The following is a 9,846-nucleotide window of genomic DNA, read 5'->3' as shown; positions in this document are numbered from 1 at the left end:
GAAACCGTTGCTTCTGTCACTGGCTTTAGCTTTATCGTAAATGCACTATCTGTCGCAGGCATTTTTTGATTTGGTATGAGTCACCGCAGGACTTTTAGGTGGCGCATTCTGGTGGTTTACCCAGCGATCGGGAAATTTTGGGGCACCCACCGTTCAACCTAGCAACGCTTCGAGCCGCGATTCAAGCACCGCCTCGAATGCGGGACAGCCGAGGAGTGGAACGTTTGCCCAAGTTCAGAATGTTCCATCAGGCTTGTTTCGCTATGGCGGCAGTAGCTCTTGGGCACCGATTCGATTATCGGTTGATGCGGCTCTACAAGCCGCGCGCCCAGAGTATCGGTTGCAATATACAGACCCCGCTAACGGCAGCCCAGGGTCTGGCACCGGAATCAAAGCATTAATCGATGGAAATCTTGCCTTTGCTCAGTCGTCTCGCCCCTTGAGCGATGAGGAATATGAACGGGCGCAGATTCGAGGAACAACGTTAAAGCAAATTGCGATCGCGATCGATGGGCTTGCCGTGGCTGTCAATCCAACTCTAGCGGTTCCCGGCTTAACCATTGAGCAACTGAAAGGAATCTATGCTGGGCAAATCAATAACTGGCAGCAAGTGGGCGGTCCTAGTTTGCCGATTACCCCCATTTCTCGCGATCCCAGATCAGGTGGCACCGTTGACCTGTTTATTGAACAAGTTTTAGGCGGACAGCCCCTCAGCAACACTGTGCAAATTGCGGCAACAACAACCCAAGCCTTGCGGCAGCTTGGAGCAACGCCCGGTGGAATTTATTTTGCGTCTGCCCCTGAAGTGGTGCCTCAATGCTCGATCAAGCCTTTACCCATTGGTCGTGCTGCCAATACCCTGGTTCCGCCGTATCAAGAACCGTTGATCACTCAATGTCCCAATCAGCGCAATCAATTAAACACAAGAGCGTTTCAGAGCGGAGAGTATCCCCTGACGCGCAATTTGTTTGTCGTTGTGAAGCAAAACGGAGGCGTGGAACAGCAGGCGGGAGAGGCATACGCGAACTTGCTGTTGACCGAACAAGGACAAGAACTGGTCGCTCAAGCGGGATTTGTGAAAAGCCGCTGATTAGATTTCTTGCAGGACTCGATCTTGAAACGGTTGGGCAACATAGCGCGATCGTAGGGTATGAATTGCCGCGATCGCGTGTTGATATTTCACCTGATCGCCTTGGGTCGAAAACAGCCAGGCGGCTTCCTTAAAGTCTCGAATGGCATTCACTTTATCGCCGGTTTTGCTGCGAGCTAAGCCGCGCTGAAAATATCCCACAGGGCTTTGGGGGACGATGCGAATCAGGGCAGTAAAATCGTCGATCGCGCTGGTCTCATTGCCAGAGCGCAGTCGAGCCAAGCCGCGCTGGGCAAAGGCATTGGCGCAGTCTGAATCAACCTGAATGGCATAGCTAAAGTCCTCGATCGCGCTTGCCAACTCTCCTAAACGCAGTCGAATAACGCCTCGATTGCAGTAGGCAATGCAATTGCGCGGATTGCTAAGAATCGCGCGGTTTAGATCCGCGATCGCGTCTTCTCGGTTCTCCAATTCGTCTTGCACCAAGGCACGATTGTTGTAGGCCAGACAGTGATTTGGATTGATGCGTACCACTTCGCTGTAGTCTGCGATCGCACCTTGTTTGTCTCCCAAGGCATAGCGGGTCACAGCGCGGTTGTAGTATGCCGCTTCATCATCGGCAGCAAGCAGCGGATTGTCGTACCGCCCAATCAGACCTTCTACAACAGCAGCATTGCGAGTTTGCACCCCCACGGCAATTTCTGGAAACGCTGTGCTGGCGGTTGTGACAGGCTGAACTCCCAAAATGGCATAGGTGCGATCGCACACCAAGAAATTCTCGTTTGTGCCCAGCACCTTAAAGCGAAACTGCTGAGGATACTCGCGCTTTAGCTGGGCTAGCTGACCTAAGATCGTCGTTAAAAACTTCTGTTCTGCCTGCTGAGCCTCGCGATTTGTAAAGTGAAGCTCTGAAGCATCGTGGATATAGCGAGCCTGATGCCCGTGCACATCGCCGAGGTGCCCCCACCCAATATCGAGGGAACTGCCGCGACTTAGAAAGGCTTGAAATTGAGCCATCAATTCGGCATCTAAAGTAGTGCGATCGGGATAGGGAAAGACCACAATCACTCGCGACTGAGCCGTTTTCAGAGCTTCCTCTAACAACGATCGCTGACTCAATAAGGTATCTTGCTGAGCATCACAGGACGCTTTGAGACCGAACATTAGCTTGTACTCAGGGTCTCTAGATTCAGGATTTTTTTTAAATTCAGGATTTGAGGACGCGGAGGGGTCTACAGGTGCTGCTGCTCTTGCCTGCGCCCACACTGACAGCGTATCCATTTGCTTTCGCATAATCGTGTTGACTGCCTTCATTGGCGCTACGGTCTGCTCTAACTGCTGATGGTGGCGGCGAATTTTTTCAACTTCTGCCATCAGACGGGCGAGATCCCGCCGAGACACCAAGTCGCCTACAATTTTGATCAAGCCATCTACATCTTGTTTAAGTGTGGTTGCATCAAACGGCTGGGGCAGATTGTTCAGACGGCGGTGAATCGTATAAATTTCATCCTGCAATGCTCTGGGAATGCCCTGCTTTTGAGAACTAGAGACTTCAGCCAATTTTGCTTGCAGTTGGGTCAGGTCAGATTGGAATTGCGCGATCGCGCGTTCGGTTCCTTCAACTCGATTGGCGCTGGCAAACCGATTTAAGTTGGTCGTCAAGACTGCCAGAGAGTCTGACAGCTTGGTGTACTTGTGCTGGCAATCTGCCATGTCTTGGCTGATGCGGCGAAAATCTTGGGCTTCTAAAGGAGCCAAACGCTGAGAAATATTAGATTGGAGATGCGCGATCGCGGCTTCGTTGCGTTGCGAGATCGATCGAGTAAAGCTACCGAAGTCAATCAACGTTGGCAAGGTTTTGATCTGCTGATCGAGAGATTCAAGTTGGCGGGAAAGTTTTTGATCGAGTTGAGCGACTTTAGTGCCATTTTTTTGGTGAGCCTGCTCATTGACTCGTTGCCGATTGACAAGGCTAAGTAACAATAAGAACGACATCGGGGCGGCAGCCACCGCAAGTTGCTGAGAAGCAATGGAGGCAACAGAGCCAATGCCGGAACCTGCTAAAAGCAAATATTCCGTGATATTCAGCCATTTTTTGGTTTCCATCGTTTCAAAACCCTGATGAGCGTAAGTAAATTTGCTGAGTCAAATTCTATACTTAAAGTACGGAATGTTATCCTTCTCTACAGTGCCAGATGGTGTAAATCAGGAAATCAGAGAAAGAAATTTTGAGCCTGAGACAGAGGTAGATTAGTAAAGGAACACAACTGACCGAGCGAGTTTTCTACTATGCCTACTCTCCGCGCTCTCATTTTCGATGTTGACGGCACTTTGGCAGATACAGAGCGCGATGGGCATAGAGTCGCCTTCAACCGAGCGTTTGCCGATGCTGGGCTGCCTTGGAACTGGTCAGTCGAACAGTACGGAACACTGTTGGACGTGACAGGCGGTAAGGAGCGAATTCAACACTATGTCAAGACCTATGAGCCAACGTTTGCCGTTCCAGGTGGGGATTTAAAGCAGTTTGCTGCTGCCCTCCACGCTGGCAAAACCGAGCACTACAAGCAACTGCTTAAAGATGCCGTGATTCCTCTGCGTCCGGGTGTGAAGCGCCTTTTGCTAACCGCACGAGAGCAGGGATTGCGGCTAGCGATCGCAACGACGACCACCCCTGCCAACGTCACCGCTCTACTCCAATCCTCTCTATCCCCCGAAAGCTTATCCTGGTTTGAGGTGATCGCAGCAGGCGATATTGTGCCGCTAAAAAAGCCTGCGCCAGATATTTTTGACTACGCTTTGGAAAAACTAGATTTAGCGCCAGAGGAATGCTTTGCCTTCGAGGATTCGGGTCAAGGCTTAAAATCAGCGCTGGGAGCCGGGCTAAGAACCGTGATCACACTCAACGAGTACACGCGCCTGCACGATTTTACTGGAGCCTCCTTTGTGTTGAGCGACTTGGGCGAACCCGATGCCCCGTTTGAAGCGATCGCAGGAGACGTGGGCAACGCGACTTATTTTGACTTAGGACTCATTCAAGGCAACTAGTTTTGTGTCTTCGTATCACCAAATTTATAGGATCGTGCAGCAAATTCCCCAGGGTAAAGTTGCCACCTATGGGCAAGTTGCCGAGCTTGCCAACCTGCCTCGAAGAGCACGATTGGTAGGTTATGCCCTCTTCCGAGTTGCCCCAAATGGAGATATTCCCTGGCATCGCGTCATTAATGCCAAAGGAGAAATTTCGATGTCCCCGTTTCGGCAGGGCAACGATTATCTCCAGCGATCGCGGCTTCAAGCAGAAGGCGTTCACTTCGATCGCACCGGGAAGGTCAATCTTCGCCAATACCTGTGGCAGCCTGATAGCCTGACCTTTGCTACTGACGAGGATCAGTCATAGACCCAACCATCAGCGCTCCTGCGCTTCTACGTCTTCATTGAAAACAAGCAGCACCTTACGGCAAAACTCTCTCAAGCGATCGCAGATCTCCGGCGTCGGATGCTTGTCGCCAGCAAAGTTCCAATCCTCAATCGTTGAAAGCGTCCACTGTTTTCCTTCGTGCGTAAATCCGGCAGCTTCAACCCCGATCGCACGACGTAGGGCGGTTTCTGGGTCTTGATGAAAGCGGATTTGCAGCAGAATACACCGGCTTTGCAATCGACGGCTCCAACCTGGGAAGTTGAAGCTTAAATCAATAGACTCTGGATCAACGAGTTCGCGAGTGTCGGCATCGTTTGCCCACGGCTTTAGATCAGATTTTGCGTCCGGAAACTCCGACTTAAATAGATTCACGATCGCAGCAATCTTGCTGGCAGTTTTAAGATTGATAGCTTGTTCTGCTGCATTCACTCCAAGCAATTCTCCTAGTGCAACCTGTCTACTCTGACCTGAATGGTTATTCTTTATGATAATCGCCTAATTTGGCATAGAGCCGTGCCAGGAGATACTAAGACAGACTAAAAAGTTGTTGGCACAAAGTTGTTGACATATTCCCTGCATTTGTTGCTAAGATACTCAAGGAACGCGCATTGGGGCGTCGCCAAGTGGTAAGGCACCGGGTTTTGGTCCCGGCATTCCTAGGTTCGAATCCTAGCGCCCCAGTTATCTGAAAATCAGTCAGAAAAGTAAATTAACTGGAAAATAGCGGAGATCGAAAGTTTGATCTCCGCTATTTTTACAATATGCTTCTTGCTTAAGTCCGCCTTCAGCCTCTGATGGTGCCAAATGCTGAAGACAGACTCAGAAAACCAACGATCGCCCTGCCCTCAAGGATTACCGAAAAATTCTCGGCTTTTGAACAGGTGCAACCGAAGGACGGACTTGAACGCCACGCCTCAGCATTGCCCCCGTGCCACCATCTTTGGGAGATAAGAAGGGCTTCAGGTTGATATTCCCGTTAGACGCCGCTTGCGTTGCCCGTCTGCGCCCCAATCCTAAAACGTCTCCTAGCCTGCCTAAAATATCGTTAGAACCACTGTCTCCGTAAGTGTAGACTCCCTGAGTTTGCTGACCCCCATCGGCAACGGTTAGGTTTTGGAAGACGCGATCGCGAGTCGCCAACGGATCTTGTCCATTCGGCACAGTCAGCACAATTCGACACGCTGGGAAGCGATCAGTAGTGACGCAAACCGTATTCAACCCGTTCTCAACCCCAGTCTTCATCTCTACCAACCCATCTGGACGGTAGGATTCTAACCGTCGGGCAATTTCATTACAACGACGCTCAGGACTCCAACCCCCACCCATTGCCGTCGGAACCGCCCACGGATAAGCAACGCTAGGCTGGTTATCGGGAAAATACATCACGGTGGGCTGACCGTTAGTGGTCTGACACATGAACCGAACACCACTGAGGGGCGGCGTCGTGGTTGAGCCTCCAGGAACCCCTGTATTAGACCCCCCTGGGTTGATAATGATATCCCCAGGGGGTGTCGAAGGAGTCGTTTGGGCAAATGCCGCCCCACTCATCAGCGCGATCGCGCCCACCGAAAGACTGACTCCTCTAACTGTTCGTGCCTTCAAACCTGACCCAAACTGCCGTAGCGACATGGTACTCAACCTCGATTCTGTGGATGAATATAAATAGTGAAATGAGTAGTCCCCCGACCGGCGCTTCACAGGTCTGTTCGAGCGGTGAGAAGTCAGTCGAGGCAGTAGACCCTAAAACAAGGTAAACTTTCATATCACTACGACCAACTTTCTGGGAACAAGTTCCCTATAGAAAATTGGTCGTCTGAAAAACCTCTAGTTGTAATTAAGTTTATGACTCAATCTGCCAACTCACTATCAAGCGCCTCCCCTTCAATCCGAAATTCTTAAGGGCAGTTTACTTAACTTCATGACGTTCCGTATCGTATACTACGCGAAGAATTAGAAAGGAGATACTACATGTCGGAGGCAACAAAGCCCCTGACAGTTCCGAGAGAGTTGCTAGGTCCACCGGGTAACTTCAACCTAACCCTGATCGTGTTTTTTCTGTCAATTTTTATTGCCACGATGACAACGATCGGCTATTGGTGTTGGGGATGGGTGGACTGGTGGTGCTTCTGCCTCAACGTACTGGCATTACATTTAGTTGGAAGTGTGATTCATGATGCCTGTCATGGAGTCGCGCATCGCAATAAAACTATGAACGCTGTCCTTGGGCATGGCAGCGCCTTGATCCTCTGTTTCTCCTTTCCGGTGTTTACCCGTGTTCACATGCAGCATCATGCCCATGTGAATGATCCAGAAAATGATCCAGATCATGTAGTATCTACGTTTGGACCTCTGTGGATCATTAACGCGAGGTTTCTGTATCATGAGGTCTTCTTTTTCAGGCGCAAGCTGTGGCGCAAATATGAGCTTCTAGAATGGGCAATTGCCCGTGCTATTCTTGCTGCGATCGTAGCGGTTGGCTATTGGTACGATTTCATCGGCTACATTTTCAACTTTTGGTTTGTCCCACTTGCGGTAGTAGGAATGGTGCTCGGATTATTCTTTGATTATTTGCCCCATCGCCCCTTCAAAGAGCGCGATCGCTGGAAAAATGCCAGAGTATATCCCAACCCCGTTTTGAACTGGCTGATCATGGGTCAGAACTATCACTTAATTCACCACTTATGGCCTTCGATTCCCTGGTACAACTACGAGAAGGCGTATTACGCAACTAAGCCACTCTTAGATGCTAAAGGGTCGTCCCAATCTATCGGTCTGCTAAAAGAGGACTTTTTAGGCTTTGTTTATGACATCTTTTTAGGGATTCGGTTTCATCCCAAGCCTCGGCTTCAGGAAGAGCCTGTTCAGGAAGAGCAAGAGGTTCAAGCCCCTTCCAAGGTTCTACAAAAAACTTCTTCTGATTGACGATGGATTGGCTCAACGAGCAGCAAAGTTCTGTCTGCGATCGCATCTCTGGCTTCTCAGCACTAGTCAATTACTCATACAGTCGATCACTCATAAATGTCACGCTCTAGGCTCAAAAACATAGCGTTTTAGCCTAGAGTTTTTTGGCATAGATCTGTCTCGGTAGAGAGGCTTACTGTCCCACAAATTCGCCAAAATTGTGATCAGAATAACTGCGTTATTGAAAACCCTGAGGAATAAACATGGTTGGATATCTTTTCACACTTCTTGCTACAGCGCTAAGTCTTCTAGTCGCTGATATTCTTTTGCCGGGCGTTAGCATTTATAGCTTCCCAACTGCGCTCATCGCTGGCGTCGTCATTGGGTTAGTAAACACCTTCATCAAACCCATTTTGGTACTTCTAACGCTGCCGATTAATTTCCTAACGCTGGGCTTATTCTCTCTAGTCGTCAACGGGATCTGCTTTAGCTTGGCTGCTGCCCTAGTTCCTGGGTTCACAGTTCATGGGCTTTGGTCGTTCATCCTTGCGCCTGTAGTTTTATCCTTTGCAAGCACCTTCCTAAACAAATACTTTGCTGAGCGCAACACAGACCTTAAACCTCAAGCATAACGACGCCAAGATAGTAAGAATGCTATCTAAAAATTAGATTTGAGCCAGCCTTAGAGAAATGAGATCCGGGGGCTGGCTTTGGCGTCCGAAAAAAGCATTTTGGTCGTTGCTGGCTCTGGTGATGATATCCAAATCAATCTGTAAATGCTACAGATGTGCGACCTCCTGACCAAGGGGAATGCTGTAGGCAGGGAGGGCGAGGATCTGTAGCAGTGAAAAATCAATTTGGTATGAGTGCCCAGATCTTGACAATCCTATGTTTTCAGAACACCGAAAGCCGTGCACTACGAGCGCTTATTGCTTTAGAATCTGAGCGATCGCTTTCAAAGCAGTTTCCTGAGTTTCCCTCAACAGTCTAGGCACGATCGCAGTATCGTTGGGGGTGTGATAGTTTGGCTCATAGCCGCGATTGAAGAAGAGAGTCGGCACATTCTGAGACTTGAACGGAGCATGATCACTGCTCCCAAGCCGGAGGGCAGGGTTTTTCATCATCGTCTCGTCCACGGTTGTAAATGGCTTGAGAGACAGCGATCCTTCCCCCTGAAGCGCATCGTTGACGCCGACCATATCAAAGTTCACCATGCCTTTGAGCTTGGCGAGAAACTGAGGACTTGACCTCTCGACAAAGGCTTGCGACCCTTTCAGCCCGTCTTCTTCACCATCAAACGCGATGAACCACAGTTGCTGTGCAAGCGGCGATCCTGAAAGCTGACGCGCGATCGCTAGCACCACTGCTGTCCCCGAAGCGTTGTCATTGGCTCCTGGTGACCCTACAACCGAATCATAGTGCCCGCCCACAATCAGGCTGGGCTGGTTGACCCCTGGTAAATGAGCAATCACATTTCTCGCCAAGGCATTTTTTTGCGTGTTCACGTTTAGCTTAGCGGTGAGTGACGCGGTGCGCGCGCGTGCCATCAACGGTTCTCCTTCTGCACCAGACAGCCCCAAAACAGGAATAGCAGGGCTACTGGTCAGGCTTCCGCGAACATTCTTCGGCTCGTTATTGACAATAATGATGGCGATCGCACCTGCCTCGGCAGCATACTTCACCTTTTCCGAGAAGGTCATCCCGCCCCGACGGGCGATCGCAATCGCTCCTTTAACCGCAGTGCCTGCATAATCTTGCGGCTGTCCATCGTTAGGAATTGCCACTAATCGACCCGTCACTTGACCTGCGATCGTGCCATGATAAACCCACCCGTCTAGCGGTCGATCGTCTACTGCCAGAGTCGATCCTAAGTCTCTGAACTTGGGATAGGTGAGGGTCTGAATTTCGGTCTCATATCCCGCTTTCCGGTATGCATTCACGAGATATTGACTTGCTTTCTCGGCGGTTGCCGTGCCTGCAACCCGTGCCCCCAAACCTACCAAAGCTTGCACATCAGTCAGCAGATCACCTTGACTAGAAATTGCCGCACTGTTGGAAAAGAGCGCGATCGCAGCGACAACCAAAATCGATAAGCCTAAACGGGCAAAGGGGCGTCTAAGACACGTTTTAAGGTTTGACTTAAAGTTAGACGTTGCTCGGCTCATCAATAGGTTCTCAACAGGGTAAACAAAGACAGATTGAGCAAGACGGACGCCATTTGAGCAGTGAGACAGCCCCAGTACCTGTGTTCTATTTATCTCACTTTTATCTCAAACTAGCTAGGTCAATAGTAGACCTCTTGCACATTAACTCGAATGAAGCGGATTGGGATTGCTCATCGGTGTACAAAGCAGCAATGAGATTACAGCACCAGCCAAAGCATCGTCGCCGATTGCGATAACGTTCAGCGAAGATCCTGAAGATCTTGAGGAAAATCTGC

Annotated in this window: 8 protein-coding genes, 1 tRNA gene and 1 pseudogene; 6 read left to right on the top strand and 4 right to left on the bottom strand. The window is 50.0% G+C overall.

Translation table 11 applies throughout. The features are described 5' to 3' along the window. Positions 1 to 232: 232 nt before the first annotated feature. Positions 233 to 1,090 (top strand): annotated as a pseudogene (locus GS601_RS10160) (PstS family phosphate ABC transporter substrate-binding protein); the annotation flags it as partial. On the opposite strand, the gene GS601_RS10155 reads toward GS601_RS10160, so the two are convergent. Then, on the bottom strand, positions 1,091 to 3,196 hold the full coding sequence (locus tag GS601_RS10155; protein WP_162423154.1) for a tetratricopeptide repeat protein: 2,106 nt from the start codon (positions 3,194 to 3,196) through the stop codon (positions 1,091 to 1,093). Positions 3,197 to 3,379: 183 nt separating this feature from the next. On the opposite strand from GS601_RS10155, the gene GS601_RS10150 reads away from it, so the two are divergent. Further along, positions 3,380 to 4,135, top strand: a complete 756-nt coding sequence (locus GS601_RS10150; protein ID WP_162423153.1) for an HAD family hydrolase — start codon at positions 3,380 to 3,382, stop codon at positions 4,133 to 4,135. A 4-nt stretch (positions 4,136 to 4,139) separates the two neighbouring features. After that, positions 4,140 to 4,484, top strand: a complete 345-nt coding sequence (locus tag GS601_RS10145) for an MGMT family protein (RefSeq protein ID WP_162423152.1) — start codon at positions 4,140 to 4,142, stop codon at positions 4,482 to 4,484. 9 nt (positions 4,485 to 4,493) lie between these two features. Here the strand turns inward: GS601_RS10145 and GS601_RS10140 are convergent, their stop codons facing one another. Next, entirely contained in the window at positions 4,494 to 4,934 is a 441-nt protein-coding gene (locus tag GS601_RS10140) for a hypothetical protein (protein ID WP_162423151.1), read from the bottom strand. 180 nt (positions 4,935 to 5,114) lie between these two features. On the opposite strand from GS601_RS10140, the gene GS601_RS10135 reads away from it, so the two are divergent. After that, positions 5,115 to 5,186, top strand: a tRNA-Gln gene (locus GS601_RS10135). Between the two features lie 171 nt (positions 5,187 to 5,357). Here GS601_RS10135 and GS601_RS10130 read toward each other — a convergent pair. Continuing rightward, a complete protein-coding gene (locus GS601_RS10130; RefSeq protein WP_162423150.1) occupies positions 5,358 to 6,134 on the bottom strand; it encodes a COP23 domain-containing protein in 777 nt (258 codons plus the stop codon). 339 nt (positions 6,135 to 6,473) lie between these two features. Here GS601_RS10130 and crtR point away from each other — a divergent pair, with 339 nt between their 5' ends. Both crtR and GS601_RS10120 read left to right on the top strand, forming a co-directional pair. Then, positions 6,474 to 7,427: a beta-carotene hydroxylase gene (gene crtR, locus GS601_RS10125; RefSeq protein WP_162423149.1), complete on the top strand. Its 954-nt coding sequence runs from the start codon at positions 6,474 to 6,476 to the stop codon at positions 7,425 to 7,427. 242 nt (positions 7,428 to 7,669) lie between these two features. Then, complete coding sequence (locus GS601_RS10120) at positions 7,670 to 8,038, top strand: phage holin family protein (RefSeq protein ID WP_162423148.1); 369 nt, start codon at positions 7,670 to 7,672, stop codon at positions 8,036 to 8,038. 294 nt (positions 8,039 to 8,332) lie between these two features. Here the strand turns inward: GS601_RS10120 and GS601_RS10115 are convergent, their stop codons facing one another. Beyond that, positions 8,333 to 9,571: a M28 family metallopeptidase gene (locus tag GS601_RS10115; protein ID WP_162423147.1), complete on the bottom strand. Its 1,239-nt coding sequence runs from the start codon at positions 9,569 to 9,571 to the stop codon at positions 8,333 to 8,335. Positions 9,572 to 9,846: the final 275 nt, after the last annotated feature.

The sequence above is a fragment of the Myxacorys almedinensis A genome (genome assembly GCF_010091945.1).
Taxonomy (GTDB): domain Bacteria; phylum Cyanobacteriota; class Cyanobacteriia; order Leptolyngbyales; family Leptolyngbyaceae; genus Myxacorys; species Myxacorys almedinensis.
This window is presented reverse-complemented; position numbering and strand designations above follow the sequence as displayed.